Source organism: Chryseobacterium amylolyticum (assembly GCF_051011775.1).
GTDB lineage: Bacteria > Bacteroidota > Bacteroidia > Flavobacteriales > Weeksellaceae > Chryseobacterium.
The window spans coordinates 1,010,344-1,035,024 of the sequence record NZ_JBPCHX010000001.1; the positions used below are offsets into that span (position 1 = coordinate 1,010,344).

Annotated in this window: 20 protein-coding genes; 10 read left to right on the forward strand and 10 right to left on the reverse strand. The window is 37.1% G+C overall.

The window, feature by feature from the left end; translation table 11 throughout:
• Window positions 1–10 precede the first annotated feature (10 nt).
• The 3 genes from ACR1PO_RS04385 to ACR1PO_RS04395 form a co-directional block, all read right to left on the reverse strand.
• Window positions 11–1,324, reverse strand: coding sequence for a TolC family protein (locus tag ACR1PO_RS04385; RefSeq protein WP_433985976.1), 1,314 nt, complete (start codon window positions 1,322–1,324; stop codon window positions 11–13).
• Window positions 1,308–1,934 (reverse strand): TetR/AcrR family transcriptional regulator, encoded by a 627-nt coding sequence (locus ACR1PO_RS04390; protein WP_433985977.1) that lies wholly within the window; start codon window positions 1,932–1,934, stop codon window positions 1,308–1,310. Before ACR1PO_RS04390 ends, ACR1PO_RS04385 begins: the two co-directional genes overlap by 17 nt.
• 329 nt (window positions 1,935–2,263) lie before the next feature.
• Window positions 2,264–3,382 (reverse strand): DNA polymerase III subunit, encoded by a 1,119-nt coding sequence (locus tag ACR1PO_RS04395; RefSeq protein ID WP_433985978.1) that lies wholly within the window; start codon window positions 3,380–3,382, stop codon window positions 2,264–2,266.
• A gap of 247 nt (window positions 3,383–3,629) precedes the next feature.
• Between ACR1PO_RS04395 and bamG the strand changes: the two genes are divergently transcribed.
• Genes bamG through ACR1PO_RS04410 form a run of 3 tightly spaced genes read left to right on the forward strand, consistent with a single transcriptional unit; the run spans window position 3,630 to window position 6,593 of the window.
• Complete coding sequence (gene bamG, locus ACR1PO_RS04400) at window positions 3,630–4,946, forward strand: BamG family beta-barrel-assembly machinery protein (protein WP_332387913.1); 1,317 nt, start codon at window positions 3,630–3,632, stop codon at window positions 4,944–4,946.
• Between the two features lies 1 nt (window position 4,947).
• Window positions 4,948–5,538 (forward strand): LPS export ABC transporter periplasmic protein LptC, encoded by a 591-nt coding sequence (gene lptC, locus ACR1PO_RS04405; protein ID WP_433985979.1) that lies wholly within the window; start codon window positions 4,948–4,950, stop codon window positions 5,536–5,538.
• Window positions 5,539–5,549: 11 nt separating this feature from the next.
• Window positions 5,550–6,593 (forward strand): anhydro-N-acetylmuramic acid kinase, encoded by a 1,044-nt coding sequence (locus ACR1PO_RS04410; RefSeq protein WP_433985980.1) that lies wholly within the window; start codon window positions 5,550–5,552, stop codon window positions 6,591–6,593.
• Between the two features lie 42 nt (window positions 6,594–6,635).
• Here ACR1PO_RS04410 and ACR1PO_RS04415 read toward each other — a convergent pair whose 3' ends face one another.
• Window positions 6,636–7,025 carry a hypothetical protein gene (locus ACR1PO_RS04415; protein ID WP_002977623.1) on the reverse strand — a complete coding sequence of 130 codons (390 nt, stop codon included), beginning with the start codon at window positions 7,023–7,025 and terminating at the stop codon, window positions 6,636–6,638.
• Between the two features lie 35 nt (window positions 7,026–7,060).
• Here ACR1PO_RS04415 and ACR1PO_RS04420 point away from each other — a divergent pair, with 35 nt between their 5' ends.
• Window positions 7,061–7,672, forward strand: coding sequence for an NUDIX hydrolase (locus ACR1PO_RS04420; protein WP_433985981.1), 612 nt, complete (start codon window positions 7,061–7,063; stop codon window positions 7,670–7,672).
• Window positions 7,673–7,834: 162 nt separating this feature from the next.
• On the opposite strand, the gene ACR1PO_RS04425 is transcribed toward ACR1PO_RS04420, so the two are convergent.
• Together ACR1PO_RS04425 and gldJ are read right to left on the reverse strand one after the other, a co-directional pair.
• Window positions 7,835–9,106, reverse strand: coding sequence for a UDP-N-acetylmuramoyl-tripeptide--D-alanyl-D-alanine ligase (locus tag ACR1PO_RS04425; RefSeq protein ID WP_433985982.1), 1,272 nt, complete (start codon window positions 9,104–9,106; stop codon window positions 7,835–7,837).
• A gap of 152 nt (window positions 9,107–9,258) precedes the next feature.
• Window positions 9,259–10,860, reverse strand: a complete 1,602-nt coding sequence (gldJ, locus tag ACR1PO_RS04430) for a gliding motility lipoprotein GldJ (RefSeq protein WP_332387919.1) — start codon at window positions 10,858–10,860, stop codon at window positions 9,259–9,261.
• 164 nt (window positions 10,861–11,024) lie between these two features.
• Here gldJ and porU point away from each other — a divergent pair, with 164 nt between their 5' ends.
• Window positions 11,025–14,924 carry a type IX secretion system sortase PorU gene (porU, locus tag ACR1PO_RS04435; RefSeq protein WP_433985983.1) on the forward strand — a complete coding sequence of 1,300 codons (3,900 nt, stop codon included), beginning with the start codon at window positions 11,025–11,027 and terminating at the stop codon, window positions 14,922–14,924.
• A 59-nt stretch (window positions 14,925–14,983) separates the two neighbouring features.
• Window positions 14,984–16,147, forward strand: a complete 1,164-nt coding sequence (gene porV, locus ACR1PO_RS04440) for a type IX secretion system outer membrane channel protein PorV (RefSeq protein WP_002977617.1) — start codon at window positions 14,984–14,986, stop codon at window positions 16,145–16,147.
• A 117-nt stretch (window positions 16,148–16,264) separates the two neighbouring features.
• On the opposite strand, the gene blaCHM is transcribed toward porV, so the two are convergent.
• On the reverse strand, window positions 16,265–17,026 hold the full coding sequence (gene blaCHM, locus ACR1PO_RS04445; protein ID WP_433985984.1) for a CHM family subclass B1 metallo-beta-lactamase: 762 nt from the start codon (window positions 17,024–17,026) through the stop codon (window positions 16,265–16,267).
• Window positions 17,027–17,254: 228 nt separating this feature from the next.
• On the opposite strand from blaCHM, the gene ACR1PO_RS04450 reads away from it, so the two are divergent.
• A complete protein-coding gene (locus ACR1PO_RS04450) occupies window positions 17,255–19,525 on the forward strand; it encodes an FUSC family protein (RefSeq protein ID WP_433985985.1) in 2,271 nt (756 codons plus the stop codon).
• On the opposite strand, the gene ACR1PO_RS04455 is transcribed toward ACR1PO_RS04450, so the two are convergent.
• From ACR1PO_RS04455 to ACR1PO_RS04465, 3 genes are all read right to left on the reverse strand, one after another.
• Window positions 19,506–20,120 (reverse strand): 4'-phosphopantetheinyl transferase superfamily protein, encoded by a 615-nt coding sequence (locus ACR1PO_RS04455; protein ID WP_332387927.1) that lies wholly within the window; start codon window positions 20,118–20,120, stop codon window positions 19,506–19,508. The genes ACR1PO_RS04450 and ACR1PO_RS04455 overlap by 20 nt on opposite strands.
• Before the next feature lie 160 nt (window positions 20,121–20,280).
• Window positions 20,281–20,757: a hypothetical protein gene (locus tag ACR1PO_RS04460; RefSeq protein WP_433985986.1), complete on the reverse strand. Its 477-nt coding sequence runs from the start codon at window positions 20,755–20,757 to the stop codon at window positions 20,281–20,283.
• A 151-nt stretch (window positions 20,758–20,908) separates the two neighbouring features.
• Window positions 20,909–21,241, reverse strand: a complete 333-nt coding sequence (locus ACR1PO_RS04465; RefSeq protein ID WP_433985987.1) for a PadR family transcriptional regulator — start codon at window positions 21,239–21,241, stop codon at window positions 20,909–20,911.
• A gap of 280 nt (window positions 21,242–21,521) precedes the next feature.
• Here ACR1PO_RS04465 and ahcY point away from each other — a divergent pair, with 280 nt between their 5' ends.
• The 3 genes from ahcY (at window position 21,522) to yiaA (ending at window position 24,489) form a co-directional block, all read left to right on the forward strand.
• The gene (gene ahcY, locus ACR1PO_RS04470; RefSeq protein ID WP_332387930.1) at window positions 21,522–22,835 is read left to right on the forward strand and encodes an adenosylhomocysteinase; all 1,314 of its coding nucleotides are present in this window, start codon (window positions 21,522–21,524) and stop codon (window positions 22,833–22,835) included.
• 102 nt (window positions 22,836–22,937) lie between these two features.
• A complete protein-coding gene (locus ACR1PO_RS04475) occupies window positions 22,938–23,747 on the forward strand; it encodes a hypothetical protein (protein WP_433985988.1) in 810 nt (269 codons plus the stop codon).
• Window positions 23,748–24,096: 349 nt separating this feature from the next.
• The gene (yiaA, locus tag ACR1PO_RS04480) at window positions 24,097–24,489 is read left to right on the forward strand and encodes an inner membrane protein YiaA (protein ID WP_332387932.1); all 393 of its coding nucleotides are present in this window, start codon (window positions 24,097–24,099) and stop codon (window positions 24,487–24,489) included.
• Window positions 24,490–24,681: the final 192 nt, after the last annotated feature.

Consider the following 24,681-nt stretch of genomic DNA (forward strand, 5'->3'; position numbering starts at 1 on the left):
TTCGATCTGATTATTTAATTGTTAAAGTTCCTGTTGTCTGTAATAGTTTTCTGTATGCCAGTGCAGCATCTGCCTTAGCATTGATTACGCCAACGTTGGCAGCAATCTGAGCGGCGTCTGCATCCAGCAATTCAGTCATGGTTGCAAGACCGTTGTCGTATTTATTTTTTGTAATTCTGTAATTTTCATTGGCCTGCTCAGCAGATTTTTCGAAAACAGCAATTCTCTTTTTGGAATAGTCTGTGTTCTGGTATTCTCTGTTGACGTCAAGCTTAATGTTATCGTTCAGTAATTCATCGGTAGCGGCAAGCTGTTTTTCTCTGGCCTGTGACTGTCTTAAAGAAGAATTTTCTTTCCAAAGGTTGGATAAGTTGTAGGATACTCCGATTCCTACGTTGATTGCATTATATACGGTAAGAAACTTAGGAATATCAGCAGCTACATAACCTCCGGTGAATGCTATAGAAGGAAGATTTTCTGCTTTTGCAGCCCTGGTCCCAAATTCTGCTGCTTTTCTCTGTTGTGCCAAAGCCTGCAAATCCTTACGGTTTTCTCTGGCTTCATTAACATAAAAATCAACAGGCTTCACATCCGATCCTTCTTCAATATAATTTTCATCCACTTCAAGTATTGTTGTTTCAGGAAGACCCAGCAGAAGATCCATATTGATATTGGCAATATTGTAATTATTTTTTGCCTCCAATAGCTGAAGCTCAATATTTGAAGTCTGAAGGTTGGCTTTTAATCTGTCATTTCTCGCGATCAAACCGTTATTTTCCATTTTCAGGAACGTTTCATCTCTTTTCTGGGAAGCAGCAAGATTTTCTTCAAAAACCTTAATAGACTGGTTTGCCTTAAATAAGTTGTTATAAGCCTGAGCTACATTATAAGCAATAGCAATCTTATCATTCTCAGTGCTCAGCTTGGAAGCTTCCACCAGATATTTAGCCGACTGAATACCATATTTGATTCTTCCGCCACTGTAGATCGGAACGCTCAGATTGGCAGTTCCGTAAAGCACCTGATGTACTTCCGGACCTCCTGCACCTGAAACACCGGGAAGCTTGATATCAATATTCGGTTTTATCGGAAGATACATATAGCTTCCTGACACTTTCAGCTCCGGTAGCTGTCTGTTTTTAGCTTCCAGAAGATCAGCTGTAGCCTCTTCAATTTTGGCTGCATCAATCTTAAGATTCTTGCTGTTCTGGATTCCCAGCTGCACGGCTTCGTCAAGAGAAAGTGTTTTTTTCTCCTGAGCATTTGCATGGGCTATTCCTACGAATAGTGATAATGCAATCACTGAGTTATTTATTCTCTTCATAACCTAAAAGGTCTTTTAGTAAATATTTAATATGTTTATTAAGTTCTGTATAGTATTTTTCGTCAAAACCTTCCTCATCTTCTGTTTCATTCAGGAATTCTTTATACATTTCTTTTGCATTGAATGCATAAAATAAAGTCCCGCTTACGGTGGAATGAAGCAGATAAATAGGTGGTTTTTTGGTGAAAATCCCATTTTTAAGACCGCTTTCCAATATCTGTGAATACATGGAAAGGAATCCCATTTTGGTCTGCTTCAAAAATTCTACAATCTGTGGATTTTTGGTATGCAGCTGCTCTCTCTGCATAATCCTGTAAAAGCATTTTTGAGTCCGGATTTTGTTGGAAAACTGATCTATTACTCTTTCAATTTTCTGCCATTCGTTGATATCAGTTCTTCCCAAAAGATCTTTCGAAAAAAACTGACCTTCATTCATTCTGTATTCTACTAATTTCTCATAAAGTTTTTCCTTAGAGCCAAAATAATATGAGATCATAGAGATATTTACATTAGCAGCCTTAGCAATTTCCCGGGTAGAGGTTCCTTCGAACCCTTTTTCAGCAAAGAGCTCCTCGGCGGCAAATAATATATTCTCTTCTTTTGAAATCATGTTGGTATTCATTTTTCAGGGCGCAAATTTACATAAGTTTTTATTCAAATCAAACGATTGATTGATTTTTTAATATAGATTTAATTTATTGCAAAGAAAAGACTGTTTCTATAATAGATGTTAAAACCGAAGAAAAGGCTGTTTTTGATGGAAAGCAACTTAAAAAAGAGTTCATATTTATTTAATACTAATGAAAAATTCTCATGACAGTATTTGAATTTTCTGAATACTTTTACATTAAATAATAGATAAAAAAAGAAGAAAACTACAAGCAATATGATAACCGGTTGTAGTTGAAAACAAAAACTCCGGCTGACACCGGAGTTTATTTATGAGCTTTTATGTATATATCTTGATAATTTTATTCCCAGATCCGTCCAGACAATTTTAGGGTTCCCGTTCCTTGTCAGATGCAGGTCGGCTGCATTGATTTCTTCCAGGATGCTTTCAATATTGGCACCACTTATAAATTTTGAAAATCCTGCCCAATTAAAACCATTTGCATTGATCTTTTTATACACAAGATCTTCGGACTGGTAATTCTGAAGCAATGCCAGCCTGAATATTTCAGAACAATAATTCAGGAAGTTTTTCTGTTTTTCCCTGTTCCATCCGGCAATTTCTCTTGCCCAGAAAATAATGCTCCTGAGATATTCGGGTTTCTTTTTTACCATAAATGCATCTCTTACCCATTGCACAAAGAGCTTTTCAAACTCATTGGATTTGTCACCCGAATTCAGCAATTTTATGGCCCCGTTGAGATCTCCCTGCGCTTCATGAACAATCTCTCTTATTTTTTCTTCTGAAACCGAAAAGTTCTGTCTGAGATACATTTCAATATCTTCATCATGAATTCTCGGGATCTCTACAATCTGTGTTCTGGAAAGGATGGTAGGAAGGATGTCATTGGTACTTTCAGCAGTAAGAAGGATGACAGTTTTTGCCGGCGGCTCTTCCAAGAATTTTAAAAATTTATTTGAAGCGGCAACATTCATCTTATCTGCTCTCCAGACAATAAGAATTTTGGTTCCTCCTTCAAAACTTTTCAGAGAAAATTTCTGGTTCTGATCATCTATTTCATCTGCAGAAATAAATAACTGCTTATTTTCTGACTCCAAAAAAGCAGTCCAGTCATCATAACTTGCATATGGGGAAGCCAGGATCATTTCCCTGAATTCATCAAATTTATTCTTACTTAAAGAGTTTTTATTATCCGTAAAAACCGGAAAGCTGAAGTGCAGATCCAGATGATTGAGATGCTCTACCTTTGCAGCAGCATGTTCATTTTCCTGGCTGAAGATTTCCCTTGCATAAGCCAGCACCATCGGAAGTGTTCCGTATCCCTCCTTTCCTACAAAAAGTTGGGCATGGCTCACTCTGCTTTCAGCAATGCTTTCTCTAAGAAGTTTTTTCAGATTCGTCTGTCCGGCGATATTCTCCCAATTCATGTTTCAAAGATAAAAAATCTTATTTCAATTCATAAAATTAAGTCTGCTTAAAATATAAAATACAGAATAAGCCTGATAAAGTAAGCCGTTCTTGCCGGGTAATCTTTTTATATAAAGAATTGTTATTTATATCTGTGAAAATTTGCATTTTTCTTCTGAAGAAAGGCCCTTAACAAACTTTAACCACATATAATTTTTACAATTCATTAATATTTAAGATATTTGCGCATTGTTTTAAAAATAAAGAATGAAAAAAATCTTTGTAGTATCATTCATATCAGTTGGATATTTTCTGAATGCACAGAGTCTAAGCAACTCTCCTTATGCAGCTTATGGAATTGGAGATGTGAAATATGATAATACGATCGAAACTACTTCTATGGGAGGTATATCTACTGCTTTTATAAGTGATTTTACCAGTAGTTTCAATTTTGCCAACCCGGCAAATAACGCCAATTTTGAACTTACAAGTATCAGACTGGAAGCTACCAACGAAAACAATTATTTCAAATCGAACTATAACGATATGAAATCTACAAAGCATTCTACGTATCTTTCCAATATTTCGATTGCTTTTCCATTATCTTCAAAAGTGAAAATGGGAATTTCTTACCAGCCATACAGTTCCAAAAGCTACGACATCGTAACGGAGCAGTTTGCTAGTGATAACACGACTCCTCTTTACAAAAACAGCTTCAAAGGCAGCGGAACATTGAATACTGCACAGCTTGCTGTTTCTTATAAGATCAATCAGGAATTATCCGTAGGAGCAAAAGCTAATCTTTATTTCGGAGATCTTAATGACCTTAACGAATTCCGTGCCTACAACAGTAACCTTGGTACATATGTAGGGGAGTATGTTAATGGTTATGAGACTAAAAACAGAATCAGAAACTTTAATTTTACGCTTGGTACAAGCTACCAGACTTTAAATACACGTACTGACAAGAAGTTTACCGTAGGAGCCACTGCTACTTTTGGGAATACAAGTAATATGACGACACAGTACATCAACAGTACCTACAGATATTCTGATGCTCAGGAAACTACAAAGATGACCGGTTCAGAAACAATTATCGAACAAAAAGAAACAAAATCCAAAAATCTTCTTCCGTTACAGGCTTCCCTTGGAGTTGGGTATGGAAGTGAGAACCATTGGTTTGTATCTGGTCAGATAGATTATAAAAAGGGAGAAGATATCAATTATTTCGGTAAAACTTTTGATTTCCAGGATACTTACAGAATTTCTGCAGGAGGATGGTATCTTCCTAACTATAATAACTTCAGAAGCTACTTCTCAAGGGTGATCTACAGATATGGAGCATTCTACGAAAGAGGAAGCCTTAAGCTGGAAGGAAACAGCATTAACAAGTTCGGTATTTCTGCCGGTGTGATGCTACCATTCAAAAACAGCAGTATCACAAGAATGAGCGGTCTTGAAATCGGGCTGGAAGTTGGTAAGAGAGGAACTCTTCAAAACAACCTGATCAACCAGAATTTCATCAACCTGAGAATCGGCTTTAATTTTGCTGACAAATGGTTCAGAAAGACTCTTTATAACTAAAATGAATTTTTCAGAAAAAATATCATATAAAAATATAGCATGCCTTTTTAGTTGTGCTATATTTTTTATACTGACATCCTGTGAAGAGGACCTTACCAAAGCTAATGGCAGCCAAAGCAAGAATTTCCCTTCACAAATTATCAATAATGCCAATATTATACAGCGCGACTCCGGTTTTGTTACTTTAAAAGCCAAAGCACCCATTATTGAAAAGTATGAGCTGATCGACAGCCCGTATGTAGTAGCCAGAAAAGGAATTGATATTGAGTTTTTCGATAAAAAGAAACCTAAAGTTCCGGGAAGAATTACAGCGAAGTACGCCCGTATTTTTGAATACAAAAAATTCTATGAAGCCAAAGGCGATGTAAGAATAAGAACCAACGAAGGACAGAGATTTGCCATGCAGAGTATTTACTGGGATCAGAAAAAAAACAGAATTTATACCAGAGACACAGTATATGTTACCATGGAGGACGGCTCTACATTGGTAGGAGCCAATGGAATGACTGCCAAAGATGATTTTTCCGAGTACACGTTCTATAACAATTCAGGAGATTTCAGTTCGAAAAGAATTTCTGAAAGTAAAAAATAAACCTGAAAATAATGAAAGCGCTGGCTATTGGGCTGATGTCCGGGACAAGTCTGGACGGTTTGGATATCTGTCTTGCTGAATTTGAAAAAAAAGACCAATGGACCTTTCAAATCCTGAAAGCCGAAACATTCCCTTATTCTGAAGATTGGGAGAACAAACTTAGAAATTCAATTCATCTTGCTGCTGAAGACCTTCTGGAACTGCATTCAGCATATGGCTTTTACCTTGGACAAAAGGTTAAAGAATTTATCCATCAGCATCAGCTTGAAAATATCGATCTTATCGCATCTCATGGGCACACTGTTTTTCATCAGCCACAGAAAAGATTTACCCTTCAGATTGGCGACGGCAGAGCTATAAAACTGCAAACCGGATTACCCGTTATCTATGATTTCAGAAGTCAGGATGTCCTGATGAAAGGAAACGGAGCACCTCTGGTTCCTATAGGTGATGAATTACTTTTCTCAGGATACAGCGCCTGTCTGAATCTTGGCGGATTTTCCAATATTTCCCTGCGGTCAGAAGGAAGGAGAATTGCTTTTGATATCGCTCCGGTGAATATTGTTTTAAATCATTTGGCTCAGAAGCTCCATAAGAGTTTTGATGAAAACGGAACATTGGCGGAAAAAGGCACAATAAATGAAGATCTGCTTATTCAGCTTAACGCATTAGATTTCTACCAGCATTCTCACCCGAAATCATTAGGAGTTGAATGGTGCAGGCAGCATATATTTCCGGCTCTTGAACATATTGAAATCACAGATGCGCTGGCTACTTTTACAGAACACACTGCTCAGCAGATCTCTAACGTCATCAATGCAAACAATATAAAAGATATTCTGATCACAGGAGGAGGAGCATACAACACGTTTCTGATTGAAAAAATAAGAGCCAAAACAAAAGCCGAAGTAATCATCCCTGAAAAAGAGATTATCGACTATAAGGAAGCTCTGATATTTGCCTTGATGGGAGTTTTAAAAATGAATAATGAAATCAACGTTTTGTCTTCCGCAACGGGAAGCAGTGCTGACCATTGTTCAGGAGTTATAGCATAGAAATACATAAAACAAAAAACCTCCAACGTTGGAGGTTTTTTATTATTTATAAGCTTCGATTTTATCAGTAAGTGTATTGATAAAGTTTTGTAACGGCTTTTCTACCATCATTTTGATGAATGGATTAAATTTCCCTTCGAATAACATCTGAACCTCTGTCTGGTTATCGCTGATCGGGTTCAATGTTGCTGTTAATGAGAAATCAAGGCTGGAGCTTGCGGATCTTAAAACAGCTTTATGGTCATCCACTTCGTCAATTTTTAACGCAATCTCCGGCATTCCCTGTAATCCGAATTTAAATCCGTTATCTCTTGTTTCAAATTTCTGAAGACCATCCGGCATAAAATCTTTATAATTTTCAGGAGATTTCAGCAACTCGGTAAGTTCTTTAGATGATTTATTGACAATAATCTTTCGTCCTTCTAAATTCATTTTTTATTTTTGTATTAAATTCTTAACTATTACAAATGTATAAAGTTTTTGTCAACGAAAAAAAATTATTGATATCTAAGCATCCTGAAGAACTTGAAAAAAAACTTAGGTATGAAAATTATACAACTTTAGAGATCGCATTGGATCTTCTGGAGAATACTTCTGCGCAGGAACTGAATGTGTATGGGGAGAATTTGGACGAAATCTGGCTGGAATTCCAGAAGCTTTTCAGAATTATAGAGGCTGCAGGAGGTCTTGTTAATAATCCTGAGGGTAAAATTCTTTTCATCAGAAGACTGGGAAAATGGGATCTTCCCAAAGGGAAGATGGAAAAGGGTGAATCCAGGGAAGAATCCGCCGTTCGGGAAATAGAAGAAGAAACAGGTCTGAGTGATGTAGAGCTTGTAAAATTCATCAATACGACTTATCACATTTATGTGGAAAGAAACGGTGAAAAAATCCTGAAATGTACCCACTGGTTTGAAATGAACTTCGACGGAGAAGATACTTCCAAACCACAGATAGAAGAAGGTATTACTGAAGTAGCCTGGAAAACGACATCAGAAATTGAGAATGAAGTTTTTCCAAGTACTTTTAAAAATATTAAACTGATTGTAAAAGAATTCTGGGACTTGAAGAAATCTTAAAAGCCAGAAGCTGGAAGAAGGAGGCTGAAAGTTATGATCCGGCCACTTACTTTTCTGGATGATATTTATTGAACAATGAAATTTATAAAGTTGAATAATAAAAGAGAACACTCTCCGATTGTCTTCAGGAACTTCCCTCTTCCAGCTTCCAGCTTCTTTACTCTAAATAAAGTCGATCAGCTTCTCCAGTGCAATTCCTCTGGAACCTTTCAACAGTATATTTTCAGTTTGAATTTTATTCGGTTTCAAATATTCTATTAGTTCCGTTGTGTTTTCAAAAGCAAGATCTGAAGAATTGACAGCCTTGAAATGTTTTCCGACAGTAATAATCTCATCGAAATGAAGATCCTGAGCCAGTTTTAAGATATTCTGATGTTCTTTCTCGCTCTCATCACCCAATTCCAGCATATCTCCGATAATAATGGTTTTACTGCCTTCAAAACTGATAAAGTTATTTAAAGAGGCGGTCATAGAACTCGGATTGGCATTATATGTATCCAGAACCAGAGTTCTCCCCTCTTTTTTCACAACCTGAGATCTCATATTGGTAGGTGTATAAAGCTCCAGCGCATGTTTTATTTTTTCAAAACCAATTCCAAAATGAAGCCCTAAGCTTGCCGCTGCACAAAGATTGGTAAAATTATATTCTCCTGTCAGTTTTGAAACGGCTTTTACTCCCTGATAAGTCAATCCTACAAAATGTTCCTCTGAGAATGATTCAAAATTGTAATTGGAAGTTTCTTTTCCAAAAGTAATTTTAGAAGGATAATTTTCAGTTTTCTCCAGCTGGATTGGATCGTTTTCATTCACAACAATCGTTCTGTTGTTATTTTTAAGATAATCATACAGTTCAGACTTACCTTTTATCACCCCTTCAAAGCCCCCGAATCCCTCCAGATGCGCTTTTCCAAAATTAGTAATGTATCCGAAATCAGGTTGTGAGATGGTACACAGAAATTCAATTTCTTTCTGGTGGTTGGCTCCCATTTCAATTACAGCTATCTCATGCTCAGGCTTTACAGAAAGAATGGTGAGCGGAACTCCGATATGGTTATTCAGATTTCCTGATGTATACTGCACATTAAGTTTTTCTGAAAGAACAGCATGAATCAGCTCTTTTGTGGTCGTCTTTCCATTGCTTCCCGTAAGACCAATAAAAGGAATGGAAAGCTTTCTTCTGTGATAAATTGCCAGCTGCTGTAAAAACTCAAGCGTTGATGGAACATAGAAAATATTTTTATCTCTGTTTTCAAATTCCGGAAGTTCAACAATTACGGCCAAAGCTCCGTCATCGATGGCTTTTTCCGCCAGGGTCGCTGCATTGAAATTCTCACCGGAAAAGGCAAAGAAAATATCATTCTCTGCTATTTTTCTGCTGTCAATGGTTACTTTTGCTGCCTGCAGAAATAAAGGATAAAACTGTTCTATATTCATGTGGAAATATATATATATTTTTTGAAGTCAGATAGAATCGCAAATCTATACAAGTGTTTCAGACTTTTTAGCCAAAGCGATTTCATGATTCAAAAATAAAAAAACCTTCCGGAAATCCGGAAGGTTTTTTTAAAGTATTTTTTTGATAAATATTATCTTCTAGTTCTACTCTTATCGTTAGTTCTGGCATCCTGTGCAACACGGAAACCTATCCAACCATAAGCCTTGTTTTGATTTTTATATCTTCTTTGTCCCGGATCCAGCCAGTAAGCTGTGTCCTGCCAGGAACCTCCTTTTACTACTCTAACATCGTTAGAAATACCTGAAGTTCTTTCTTTAGTGTCCTTCTGCAGCTTCACTCTACCGTTTGCATCTACAACGAAGCTTTTCTTAGGAGAGTTGTACATGTCATATGAATCAGTAGAATCAGATGCTCTGTAATATTCTAAAGAAGATTGTCTGTCCCCATCTCTGTAGTTTCTGTAGTCAGCGATAGTTTGTCTTTCGAATTGTCCCGGAAGTCCTCTGTAAACTAATCTTCCGTCAGCTAATGTATCATATTTGATACTACCTTCGTCGATCATTTTATAAGTTCCGTCTCCGTTTCTTACGATGGCCTGAGGCATGTTTCCTCTGTAGTAATTGAAGTCGTTATAATCTTCGTCAATGATAGGTCTGTAAACGTCAGCTGTCCATTCAGACACGTTACCGTACATCCCGTAAATTCCTAAGTCGTTAGATGGGTATTGTCTTACGTCAGAAGTCTGAGCTGATCCGTCGTTTTTCCATCCTGCGATACCGGAATAGTCACCTTTACCCATTTTGAAGTTTTCAAGGAACATTCCTCTGTCTCTTCCTTTAGTACCTCTTAATCTTTCGATTTCAGGCTTTTTACCAAGGTATTGGTTATATTCTCTGTTTTTAGCCATACCAAGGGCAGCATATTCCCATTCTACTTCGGTAGGAAGTCTGAACTTCTGTACCATTGCAGCATTAGGAGCTCTGTTAGCAGCAAGCAACCTTTGGTTTGTGGTTTTCATACCGGTTTTCTGCTGCATTCTTTTCTCATTGATGTACCCCTGCATTTCAGGATCATTCGATTTGAATTTATCCATATTGAATGCGGTTCCACCCTGGTTGTTAGATTCGTTGATATATAAATCTTTAGCAATAATACCAGCCTGCATCAAAGCTTTTTCGTTCGCTCTGTCTGACAGCCATTCACAGTATCTGTTTGCCTGAGTCCAGGAAACTCCTACTACCGGGTAGTAATCGAATTCCGGAGAACGCAGATACGTTTCATTATAATCGTTTCTAGCTAATTTGTTGTCCCATAATAAGGTATCCGGCAAAGCACCGTTATAGATCTCCTTAAAACTCGGGTCACTTGGTGGGAATACATACTTCAACCATGTAAGGTATTCGCGGTATTCGTAGTTAGTAATTTCTGTTTCTCCGATGAAGAATGAACTTACCTGCATTCTGCGAGGTGTGTTATTCCAATCGTGCATAACATCATCTTTCACTAATCCCATTGTAAAAGTTCCACCTTCTACATATACCATCCCAGGCCAACCCTTCTGCTTCTGTTGCTTTCCTGCAAAAAACCAACCCTGTTTTTCGTTTGGTTTCCAACCTGTTTTGCTGACAAATTTTTTGGTACCGCCACCTTTGCTGGTTCCTGATCCGCCACAGCTGGTTAATGCAAGTGTAGAACTTAATGCTATTAATGAAAACAACTTTAGTTTTTTCATAGTCGATATAAATATTTTCAAAGTACAAAGAAAAAATAAATTATTCAATAAATCAAGTAAACATTTGATTTTTTTGAAAAACGTTAACAAATTAATTTTATTGTATCACAATTTAATTCTAAAATTTTCATTTATTTTGTAATTTAGCAATTTCAATAGTAAACATGAAACGAAAAATTACGCTTTTATCTTTAATCGCTTTTGCATCAACACTTTACGCCCAAAGAAATACCATTGAATGGAATGGCTCTAAAATCCAGGATTTTGGTGACACAAAATTAATTCTTCCTAATTTTAAAAATGAAGGTTTTTCTTTCAGCCAAAATAATGTTTTTATAGTAACCAAGCAAAAAATCGGAGAAAAGCAGTTAAAAATCTCAGACCTTGTCTGGGAGAACGTTTCTAACCAGGATTTATTTGAGCTGGATAAAGGCAGGCTTCCTGATCACGATGTGGCAGACGTTTCTTACTATTCATTAGATGGAGACAGCTATGCCAGTATCAGCATTGCTTTATTTAAAAATGTAAAAGGCCGTGTTCAGAGATTATCTTCGTTCAATGTTTCAGAAGCTTCTGCATTTGTTAATACCACGGGCACCGTTAATAAAATAGGGACTACAGCCAATCCGCTATCCAGCGGCAATTTTTATAAAATAAAAGTAGACAAGTCCGGGATATTCAAAATCACATCACAGTTTTTGAAAGACAACGGAATTAATCCTGCTTCTGTAAACCCAAAGAATTTCAGAATTTACGGAAACGGCGGCGTAATGCTTCCTGAGTACAACCAGGATCCTAGATACGGGGCATTACAGGAAAATGCCATTCAGGTGGTAGGTGAAGATGACGGTGTATGGAATGACAATGATTATGCTCTTTTCTATGCGCAGGGCCCGGACGGATATAATCTTTATGACACTTCCAACGGAAACGGTTTTAAAAGACACGAAACCCGTATCAATCCAAGCAACAACGTTAAAAATATATATGAGGATTTCTCGTATTACTATATTAACTTTGACAAAGGTGCGGGAAAGAGAGTTCCGACTGTTGACGGAAATCTCCCTGCCCAGCTGATCACAAGGTATGACAGTTACCAGGTGATCAACAAAGATCAGAAAAATCTGTTAAAGGTAGGAAGAACCTGGGTGGAAGATACTCCTTTCACCAATGAAAAAACAGTAACGCTTACTACCAATTCACCAATACAGGCTAATGATGTGATACGATACAGAACTCAGGTAGTGGCATATAATTCCCAGCAGAATACCATTGATTTTAAGATCAACAATTTAAATCCCCAGCCGATACAGACGATTCCTTCGGATACTTCGAGTTACCAGTATACCTTCTACCCTGTCACCTACTCCGGAACATTAACGAATCTTACCGGAAACCAGTTTACATTGGTGTATAACCCTGATATTTCCAAGAATCCCAACGGAACCTTTTATTTTGATTATGTAGAAGTTCAGTATAAAGAAAACCTTGCTTTCAATGGTTCACAGATGAACTTCAGAGATTATTCCATTGTAAGCGGAAGTAATACTAACTATGGTTTCAGCATCAGCAATGCGGCTGCTATAGAGCAGGTGTGGGATGTAACGGATATTACCAATGCCAACAGAAGGGTGAATAAGGCCGGAGCAGGTTCTTTCAACTTTGCCTATACTGCTTCTGATCAGAATTTCAATAATGAATTTGTGGCTTTCCGTGCTGATGCGGCTTTCAGTCCGCAGTTCGTAGGAAGAATTTCCAACCAGAATCTTTCTGCTATACAAAACGTAGATTATCTTATCCTTACCGTTCCGGAAATGATGGGCCAGGCACAAAGACTTGCCAGCTACCATCAGACCAATCATAACTATAAGGTAGAAATTGTTGACATCAACAAGATCTATGAGGAATATGGCAGCGGAAGCAGAGATCTTACTGCAATAAGAGATTTCGTTACCAAACTTAACACTCCTCTGGGCAGACTTCAGTATGTATTCATTCTCGGGGATGCTTCATACGATTATAAAAACAGAGTTCCAAACAATACAAATGTTGTTGCCAGCTACCAGAGTGAACAGTCTTCAGATTATGTATCATCATTTGTGACGGATGATTATATCGTAATGACCAAGCCACAAAATACATTATTAATTGAAAACAACCTGCCGGATCTTCCGGTTGGCAGAATTCCGGCAGCCAATGCAAGTGAAGCCGGAGATATGATGAATAAAACACTGGCTTATTACAATTCCCTTCAGGGACAGTCAACTCCTTTCGGGGACTGGCGTATGCGGCTTGATTTTGTAGTGGATGACAACAATGAAGGTGGAAGCCCTTTCCACAATGTTATGGACAGCTCATTATCCAGTATATTTGAACAGCCGGGTCAGTCGGAACTTAAAGAATATAATGTAAAAAAATTATATATGGATGCTTTTACCGCTCAGAGTACTTCCGGCGGGCGAAGATATCCACAGGTCAATCAGGCGATCTCCAATGCTATCGGAAACAGTCTGTATCTGTTCTATTTCGGGCATGGAGGAATCAACGGATGGGCACAGGAAAGAGTCCTTACAAGTTCTGAGGTTCAGAATGCCAATAATTTCTCTAATGTATACAGCAGATTTCCGTTTGTTTCTACCATCACCTGTGAATTTACATTATGGGATGAGCCTGCCACCAACTCTGTGGGAGAACAGTTTATTAAAATGAAGCAGGGAGGAGCCTCTACAATGATTACTTCCAGCCGTGCTATCGGAGTAGATTACGGACGTGATTTTACCAATACGTTTACCCAGAATATTTTTAAACTGACCAATGACGATTTTAATTCGTTGGGAAATGCCCACTTACTTGCTAAAAAGCAAAAGGGGCCCAACAGTAACCATTTAAAAGTAAACTTCCTGGGGGATCCTGCTATGAAATTAAGCAGACCGCAAAGACTTCTGGTGATTGACAATATTGAAACTCCGGTTCCCGGACTCATCAGAGGTCTGGATTTCGTAAAAATAAAAGGACACGTCAATAATCCAAACGGAACATTGAATAATACTTTTAACGGAAAGGTAAGCATCAATATTTTTGACAAAAGGTTAAACAAAAAGACCTTAAATAACAGTGGCGTTTTATCCCCGGTTTTAGAGTATACCGAAGAAGGAAGTGCGATTGTAAAGTCTGCCGGAACTGCTGTAAATGGTGTATTTACTGCTGAGTTCTATGTACCTAAAGACATCAACTATGCTGTAGGTCAGGGAAGAATATTAGCCTATGCAGATAACAAGTCAACGGATGTTTTCAACAACCAGGCAGTACAGGTGGGTGATATCAATCCAAACGGAATCAATGACAACCAACCTCCGAAAGTAAAGCTGTATATGAACAACACCAACTTTGCAGACGGAGGAATTACCAACCAGAATCCTATGCTTCTTGCCTGTCTTACCGATGACACGGGGATTAACTCAACAGGATCCGGAGTAGGACACGATATTACAGTATATCTTGACGGGCAGATTATCAATACGGTTGTGTTGAATGATTTTTATGCTCCGGGAGAAGGAAACGGCTGTTTAAATCCAAGTCTTGCCGAGTACCAGAAAGGAAATGTAACCTACCCTTTCAGAAATCTGGCAGTCGGACAACATCAATTAACATTTAAAGTTTGGGATATAAACAATAATTCCACAACTGCTACGTTAAATTTTGAAGTTAAAGATGAATCTGACCAGCACCTGACGATCAACCGTCCGCTGAACTGGCCAAATCCATTTACAAACAAAACCTATATTCAGTTTGAGCACAATTGTGATGACATTCTGGATGTGAACGTACAGATTTATACAATAACCGGAAGACTGGTAAGAACTTTATCACAGCCGGTGGTTGCAGAACCGTTCCTGCAGGGCTTTAGAACCCCTCGTCAGGCAATAGAATGGGATGGAAGAGATGATTTTGGTTCTACAGTAGCAAAAGGTACGTATATTTTTAAGATATTTGCAAAAAGTCAAAATCAAGAAAAATGCAAAGGAAGTGCTACAGCTGTAGAAAAAATGGTACTTTTGAAATAATAAAATAAAACATAGACAATAATATTAATAAAAAACTGATAATATATAAAAGACAACATATGAATTTAACTACTAAACTGCTTTTAGGATTTGGTTTGAGTGCTGGTTTTTTAGGCTATTCGCAAGATTTAGGTAAAGTAAACCCAGTTCTTACCGGAGCTCCTTTCCTAAGAATCGCACCTGATGCAAGATCAGGAGGTATGGGAGATCAAGGGGTGGTAACCTCTCCGGATGCATTTTCACAATTCTGGAATGCGGCTAAATACCCTTTCAGCAGGTCAAGTTCTTCCGTAGGTCTTAACTATACGCCTTATATGGGAAAACTTACCAATGATGTATTCTTATTATATGCTTCGTTCCATAAGTTTCTTGGGCAGGAAGAAAGATCTACAATTTCCGCGAGTATCTATTATTTCAATATGGGACAGGTAGACCTGACTCAGCTGGTAGGTACAGAAATCGCATCAATGGGTACATCAAAACCAAATGAATTCTCAATTGACGTTGCCTACGCTTTGAAACTTTCTGATTCATTCTCAGGAGCTGTTACCGGTAGATTCATCCGTTCAGACTTAGCCGGAGGATTCAACACAGATACGACCCTTAAAGCGGCTAACAGTTTCGCAGTAGACGTTTCAGCATACTATAACTCTCCAAGATTCTCCAGTATTGGCGGCTATGATGGTAAAATAAATGCAGGTTTAGCTGTTCAGAACTTAGGTCCTAAACTGGATTATACAGGAAATGAAGAATCAAGATCTTATCTTCCTACCATGGCAAGATTAGGGGTTGGATATGACATGTATCTGGATGATATGAACAGAATTGGAATTTCTGTGGAAGGTTCAAAACTTTTGGTTCCCGGATCTGAATATGCCGGAATAGACCCGAATACCAGACAGCCTATTTATCAGATCCCGAACGTAGGACCAATGGCCGGTATCGGAAAATCTTTCAAAAATAAAAACAGTATCATGTACAGTGGTGCTTTAGAATATTCTTATGACAATGCATTTTCTGTAAGAGGAGGTTACTTCCATGAAAGCGAAGAGCAGGGGGCAAGACAGTTTGCAACAGCAGGTGTCGGGTTAAAATACCGTTCTTTCGGACTTGACCTTTCTTACCTGATCAATATGTCCAAAATCAACAGTGCATTGGATAACACGCTTCGTTTCGGGCTTACCTGGAACATCGGAGACGAAACATCCAACGTAGACCGTTAAAAAAGCAACAGCTATATAAAAAAGCCTCATACTATATTAGTTATGAGGCTTTTTTATAGGCAATGGTGAATCGTCAATCCTCTTCGCTTGTCAATTTACTTTTTACTCTGTAAAAATTCACTTTTGACCTTTAAATAATGTAACCGTATAATCAAGAAGTTTTCCATCTCCATAATCGCCATGACCGGGAACTACAATTTTGACATCCGGATATTCTTTTTTGACTTTTTCAACGGTATCTGACCATGCTGAAACATTGGCATCTCCCAAATATCCTTTACTTGCTTCCAGCTCTTTCAGTAAACAGCCTCCAAACAAAATATTTTCACTCGGAAAATATCCTATAACATTATCCTTTGTATGCCCCTCTCCAAAAAATTTTGCAATCACATCTTTATCTCCTACCTTCAAAACAACAGCATCATCAAAACTGTTTTCAGGAATAACAAAATTATTTTCTTTGGCTAATTCTATCGTTTTAATATATGAATAAGACGGAATATTCTTTTTATGAAACGCCATCAGCCCTCCTAAACTATCATCATGAAAATGAGTAGGAATAACGGCTTTAATTTTTGCACCTAATTTTTCATTAATCCATTGTATCAGCTCTTCTGAACTTTTATCATTAGTAGGAGTATCAAAAACAACAGCTTCGTGATGATCTTTCACAATCAATCCATTACAGGGTACATTCCCAAAGTCATTGGTCTGTTTAAAAGAAATATGGATAAAAGAATTTTCTGAAACCTGGGTAATAATCAGCGTTTTGGATTTATAAACTTCCTTTGCTTTGAAACTTTCTCTGTTCTGTGAACCACAACTCAGAAGGAAAAAAGAAAAGAATATGATGAGAATAGTTTTAAACGTATTTTTCATGAAACCATTATGTAAGAGTTGAGATAAGCTAAGGTAAGAATTCATGGAACAAGATTTGTTAGCTGTTGTGTTAAAAATGACCAGCATTGATCTATGAATTATCAATCTGCTTCATTTACCGGTTTATTTTAAATAACAAGACAGCACTTTAAAAAAATATAATATTTAAGTTGAGAAAAGTCTCTTTTTTATGGCGATTTTCTTAAATTCAATAGCTATTTTTGTAGTATGAACTATTCGGCGGAACTCAAAAAATTCGTAACCAGTCAGTATGTATATTCTGCAATCAGAATTACATTAGCTACTGTTCTGCCCTGTCTAGTCCTCGCCCACTTCGGAATCTTAAAAGAATATTTCCTTTTCCCCCTGGGAACCAGCTTTGTAGCGCTCACGGATCAGCCCGGACCTTTTATCCGGAGAAGAAATGCCCTTACTTTTGCGATCTGCTGTTTTGTGTTTGTTGCACTCATTGCAAGTCTTGTAATGAATATCAAAATACTGGTCCTCCTGGAAGTCATTGTTTTCGGGATGTTTTTCTCCCTGATCGGGGTTTATGGCCAGAGGCTGGCTGCAGTAGGTTCATTATCTCTTGTGGTGCTTGCGATCTTTATTGACGGACATCTTACAGGAAGTAATATCTTCAAAAGCCTGCTGATATTTGCTTCAGGATGTACATGGTTTTTACTCATCTTCCTTATCGTAACTACAATCCGTCCCTATAAGCTGGCAAGTCAGATGATTGGGGAAAATTATCTTCAGCTGGCCGAATTTTTAAAGATTAAAGCCAATTATTATCAGAAGAATCCGGACTTTAATAAACTGACTACTCAGGTTATCGCCAAGCAGATTGAAATAAAAAATCTGCAGGAAGATACCAGGGAAACAGTGTTTAAAACAAGAACAATTGTCAATGAATCTACGACTACCAGCCGTTTATTGATGCTGATGTTCCTGAACTCCATGGACCTCCATGAAAAGCTGATGACCTCTGAAAGTGATTATCAAAAGCTGCAGCAGAGTTTTGAAGACAGCATGATTCTGGTGAATATTCATGATTACCTTAATCTTTTGGCGGAAGAGATCACCAATATCGGAATTGCCCTTCAAAGCGGCACAAGAGCCAAAGCGATGTTCAATCTGGAACTGGAATTAAAGAATTTAAATTATAATTATTTCGAACTCAGAAACAAACAGCTTTCTCCTGACAATCTCGAAAATTTCATGATCCTGCGCCAGATCCTGATGCGTATTTATGAGATCACTAAAGAAATCAACGAGATCTATAAGGTATTTTCACAGGATATAAAGCTGGCAAAAAGTTTATCTACAGGATTAGACTTAAGGAAATTTATGCCTAATGAGCCGAAGCTTAATGCTAAGGTATTAAGAAATAATATTTCCCTATCGTCCTCCCATTTCCGCCATGCGATCAGAATTACGACTGCATTGCTGTTAGGATATCTTTTCTCTATGTTTGATTTTCTGGGACTGGGACATACTTACTGGATATTAATTACGATTACAGCCATTTTAAAACCAGCCTATTCTATTACTAAACAAAGAAATCTCCTTCGTTTATACGGAACTATTGCAGGGGCAACTATTGCTTATGCTATTTTGTATTTCATTCATATTAACGGGATTTTATTTGCCATTCTGCTTATCAGTATGATCATGTGTTTCAGTTTTCTGAAAGGAAGGTATTTCTGGGCGGTATTATTTATGACAATCTACGTTTTCCTCAGTTTTAATTTTTTAAATCCGGGGAAAGTCAATATCATTTTTAAAGACAGAATCGTAGATACAGCCATTGCCGGAATTATTGCTTTTGCAGTATCCTATATTGTGTTGCCCGTTTGGGAACATACCCAGAATCTGGATCTGATGAAAAAGTCTGCAGCAGACAACCTTATCTATTTCCAGAGTGTAATTTCCAAATTTTTACAGGGAAATTTTGACCTTGAAGATTATAAAGTAAAACGAAAAAATGCAATTATCTCTTTGGCTAACCTTTCTGATAATTTCCAGAGAATGATTTCTGACCCTAAAAATCAACAGAAAAAACTGGAAGTTGTCCATCAGTTTGTGGCTACCTCCCATCTGATTACAGCCTACACAGCTTCTCTGTCCCAATATGCAAAAAGTAATGAGCAGTATCCGGAAATAGATGCCGAAAGCTGGAGCAGAAAAATTGAAGCAGAAATGCGGCAGACCTCTACCCTTCTCAACGGAAATGACATCAATGAAACATTAAAAATGGAAAGCCGCCTGGAGCCGGAAGATTCTTCCATTGAAGACATGTTGCTGAAAAGAAAAACAGAGATAGAAGAAAATGACATCGTGGACAGAAGAGATACCGACAAGGTTTCCCATCTGACCGAGCTTAAAAACATCCAGGATATTCTGGAGCTGATCTATGATGTGGCGAAAGAACAGAGAAAAGTAATCGAAAAATACAGAAACGAAACAGATCCTACTCCTACTCCTCCACAATCGTAAAGCAGTAATCGTCAAAAAACTCTACCCTGGCCTTGAACTCATCTGAAAACTGATCGTCATAAACACGGCAGCTTATTTTGTGAAGATGCTTCAGCCCGAAGGGTTTCACTTCATAGTTTTTCTTTAAAGACCAGTATTTTGAGTGATGGATTTTGTACATGCTTTCCTTCACGCTCCATATGATTGTATAAAAAGTATCCGCTTTGTCTTCAGGAATGAACCCCCGTTCATTTTCATACGTGAATTTGTCAATTACCCTTAAAATCTTGGGATTAAACTTTTCAATATCAATTCCTATTTTATTTTTAGAAACCGCTATTGCAGCAAACGGGAAAGAATGGGTAATGGAAATTTCCGCATCGTAAGGAGAAAGAAAAGGCTCTCTTTCTTTATATAAAATCTTGGAACCGGGCTTCAGGCCTTTCAGGAGCTTCCGCACCATCAGAACTTCCAGTAATTTTTTAGGATGATAATCTTTTACCTTTTCCGCATTTTCAGGTTCCAGAAGTTCATTGATGTCAAGTTCTTCACTTTCATCATATTTCCAAACCAGAATCGTGGCATTATCATCTGAAAAATCTCTGTAGAGGGGCATTCTTTTATTATTGGACAAAAATAGTGAAAAGAAACGATTTGGAAAAAGATGGGAAGCCCGGATAAATTTTCAATGGCTATAACCAGGCATTTTGCTTTTATCAGTACATAACTTTTCTGAAGAATGATACACCCTTTCAGGAAGTATCATTCTTTTTATTTTAGGCAAATCTAAAGTTTTCAACAGTATTTTTTGTTCTCAATGACCTTTTTAATTTCAATAAAAGTGTTATCAAAAAATAAAACAGGACTCCCATCAATATTGTAACTGGAATAAACCCATTTCCAAGTATTTCAAAGTTCTGCAATTTCTCATTTTCCATAAATCCTCCATATTGAAAGATTTCGCCTTTTTTATAATAAAAACCAACATTGTCAGGAAAGAAGAGCTTTCCAAAGATCAGAACCACAAATGAAAAAAGAAATAAATACAGAATGAAAAATATAAAATAGATTATTCCATGTGAAAAATTTAAAATCAATGCCTGAAAAATGTGAACAGGATTGAAGGTTTTCGTGGCCTGAATCAGTTTTTTATCTGCAATTAACGGTTTCAAAATTTCACCTGGAATACCAATCTCGTCAAGTGTATCAATGAGTTTTTTTAATTCATTGCTTTCATCACTCTTTTTAGACATACTTTCATAAATATGGCTATTAAACTCCATCAGGATATCCGTATGATCTTCGCGGCTAAGTTTCTTTGTCGCTGATTGTATTTGCTTTAAATAGTTCTCATAGATGTCTTGAGCATCAGCATTTTTGAATTGTATTTTTTCGAATTTCATTTTATATTAATTTATTCAGTACATTTTGTAAATCGCTCCATTGATTTTTCATTTCTTCAAGGGTTTTATTTCCGGTTTCAGACAGGTAATAATACTTTCTGGGAATTCCGGTTTCCTGCTCAACCCATTTCGATTCTAAAAGGTGATCAGTTTTTAATCTGTTCATGAGTGGATAAAGTGTTCCTTCCGCAATTTCAATATTCGTTAAAGTCTTTATTTTTTCAATGAGTTCGTACCCATAAAGTTCATTTTCTTTCAGCACAAGGAGAACAACAAATGATAAAGTTCCCTTTTTTACCTGTGATTGCCACTTATCAATAAAATCCTTATTCATATGGCAAACATAAACAAAATACATAGTATAACAAAGTATATAGTTAAAAAAAACACATAGAATATAAATTAATTTCATAAATTAAATCCTATATTCCTATTATACAGCATTATATATACTCAAAATTACCATTTTATTGTTATTTATTTCAAAAAAAACAATAACTATTCATACTATATCTCATCATTAGAGTGAACTTAGTCTACCGTTTTTATATCTTAATTATAAATCGTAATTTTGCCTTTCGTTATCAATTGAATTTAAAAACTATTCATTACATATGAGTACTACAACACAATACCTTCCTTATAAAGTTAAGGATATCTCCCTTGCAGAATGGGGTAGAAAAGAAATTACCCTTGCAGAAGCAGAAATGCCGGGTCTGATGGCTATCCGTGAAGAATACGGGCCATCTCAGCCACTGAAAGGAGCAAGAATCGCAGGATGTCTTCACATGACGATCCAGACGGCTGTGCTTATCGAGACTCTGGTAGCCTTAGGAGCTGAAGTTACCTGGTCATCTTGTAATATTTTCTCTACACAGGATCACGCTGCTGCTGCAATTGCTGCTGCAGGAATTCCGGTGTATGCGTGGAAAGGATTAAATGAGGAGGAATTTGACTGGTGTATTGAGCAGACTTTATTCTTTGGGGAAGACAGAAAGCCATTAAACATGATTCTGGATGATGGTGGAGATTTAACAAACATGGTTTTTGATAAATATCCTGAATTAACAAAAGATATCAAAGGGCTTTCTGAAGAAACCACTACAGGAGTACACAGACTATATGAAAGAATGAAGAACGGAACTTTAGTAATGCCAGCCATTAACGTAAATGATTCTGTAACTAAATCTAAATTCGACAACAAATACGGATGTAAGGAATCTGCTGTAGATGCAGTAAGAAGAGCTACAGACGTAATGCTAGCCGGAAAAAGAGTGGTAGTTTGCGGATACGGAGACGTAGGTAAAGGTACTGCAGCTTCGTTCAGAGGGGCAGGTTCTATCGTTACCGTTACGGAAATTGATCCGATCTGTGCACTTCAGGCTGCTATGGACGGTTATGAAGTAAAAAGATTAGACACTGTGGTAGACAATGCTGATATCATCATTACTACAACAGGTAACTTCAATATCGTAAGAGGAGAGCATTTCCTTAAAATGAAAGATAAAGCGATCGTTTGTAACATCGGTCACTTCGATAATGAAATCGATATGGCATGGTTAAACAAAAACTATGGTCATACCAAATCTGAAGTGAAACCTCAGGTTGACATCTATACTGTTGAAGGCAAAGAAGTGATCATTCTTGCAGAAGGCAGATTGGTAAACTTAGGTTGTGCTACAGGCCACCCAAGTTTTGTAATGTCTAATTCTTTCTCTAACCAGACTTTGGCTCAGATCGAGCTATGGAATAATTCTGCTGCTTATAAAAACGAAGTATATACACTTCCTAAGCATTTAGATGAAAAAGTAGCTGCTTTACACCTTAAGAAATTAAGCGTAGAGCTTGAAACTCTTTCTCCTGAGCAGGCTGCGTACATTGGAGTAGAAGTACAAGGGCCATTCAAACCTGAGTATTACAGATACTAAGAGAATCTAAACATGATATGATCCCGCTATTTTTAAGATAGTGGGATTTTTTTTATAAAACATTATACAGTATTCCTTATTTTTGCCCACAAAAAAAATACCATGAGAAAATTATTATTTCTGGGAATGATAGGTGCTGCCGTATCCTTTAACAGCTGCAGCAGTAATGATGATAATGAGGAAGCTCATACACCTTCCGAACAGCCTCAGCTATTACTGAGTAAGGTAACCACCGTTTATTACGATAATCCTTCCGATCCTGAAACAACTGTTTCAACTTTGAGTTATAACAGTCAGAGACAATTAATCAAAACAATTTCAGAAGGAAGAACCTCCACCTTTGAATATGATAATGCCGGAAAACCTTCAAAAACAATCTATTATAAGCCTGATGGTACGATAGATTATTATTCAGTCTATACTTACAATGGTGATCAGCTGACAAATGTAAAAGCGATTTACACAAACTCTAATTATAACAGAACAGTCACCTATAATTATAACACTAACGGGCAGGTGATCTCTTCCACACTCTGTCAGAATCCTGAATGTTCCAACCCTGGAACTGATACGTATGTGTATAATGGAAATAATATTTCATCTGAAACGTCAACATGGGGAGGAACTATAACTTACAGCAACAAAAGTGATTTTTCTTATGATGACAAACTCAATCCTTACACCAATATCAATAAATATATTAAAATTATGATGGGAAGGGCTTATACTTTAAGCAAGAATAATTATCTCGTAGAAAAAATAAGCTTTAAAAATAACGGAGTATGGCAGCAAAGCCAGACTGTAACTTATACCATACAATACAACAGCTCCGGATTACCGGTTCAGGTTGTTGGAAAAGAAGCTGACGGAAGTCTTTCCGTTCAGTACAATTACGAATACATCACCCAATAACAGTAAGCTCTCCAATTCTGGAGCGTTTTTGATAAGCTGACACGTTACTTATTCATACTCCTCACTTTAGACTTTCCATATCCAGCTCCCCTATTCTATCAGACGTTGGGAGATGAACATTGCTACTGAAGCAGGAAAATTTGAATTACGAAATTCGATTCATCATAATATCCACTCAATAGGAACGGGCTTTAGCCCGTTTACTATGAATAAAATCCATTGGCTTCAGCCGAAACTTATTATAATAAGCAAATGGCACCGTACTACCCATATTTCCTTTTTCTAAAGGTTCTATTTATAAAAAATGAATATCTTAGCCCTCTTAAAATAAAAAATAAAACATTAAACTATGAAAAAACAAAGAGTGTCGAATGCATTTATTGCTGCGTCGTGGGTAGCATTGGGAGCAGGAATGATCGGTTTCATTGTCGGTCTTGCAAGAGCTGAAATGCAGCTGAATGAGAAAGGATATTATTTCACCATCCTGCTTTATGGTCTATTTGCTGTTGTTTCTTTGCAGAAAGCCGTAAGGGACAGATTAGAAAACATTCAGGTTACGGATATTTATTATGGAATCTGCTGGTTTGCCACATTATCATCTATTGTCTTACTGGCCATAGGGCTTTGGAATGCCACCATCCTTCCAAGTGAAAAAGGTTTTTATGCCTTTGCCTTTTTGCTCGCTCTTTTCGGAGCCATAGCCGTTCAGAAAAACACCCGGGACAATATGATTCAGGAATAAAACAAACTCTCCAATCCGGGGAGTTTTTTTCATTATACCACTTTACTAAATAATACAAAATTCTATAAAATTTACATTTAAATTAAAAATATATTGATTTTTTCGTATTTTAGCTTTGCTTATTTCACAAACTAATGACATGTACAAAACTTTTACTTTTCACTCAGCATATCATCTTATTATTTCATCTTA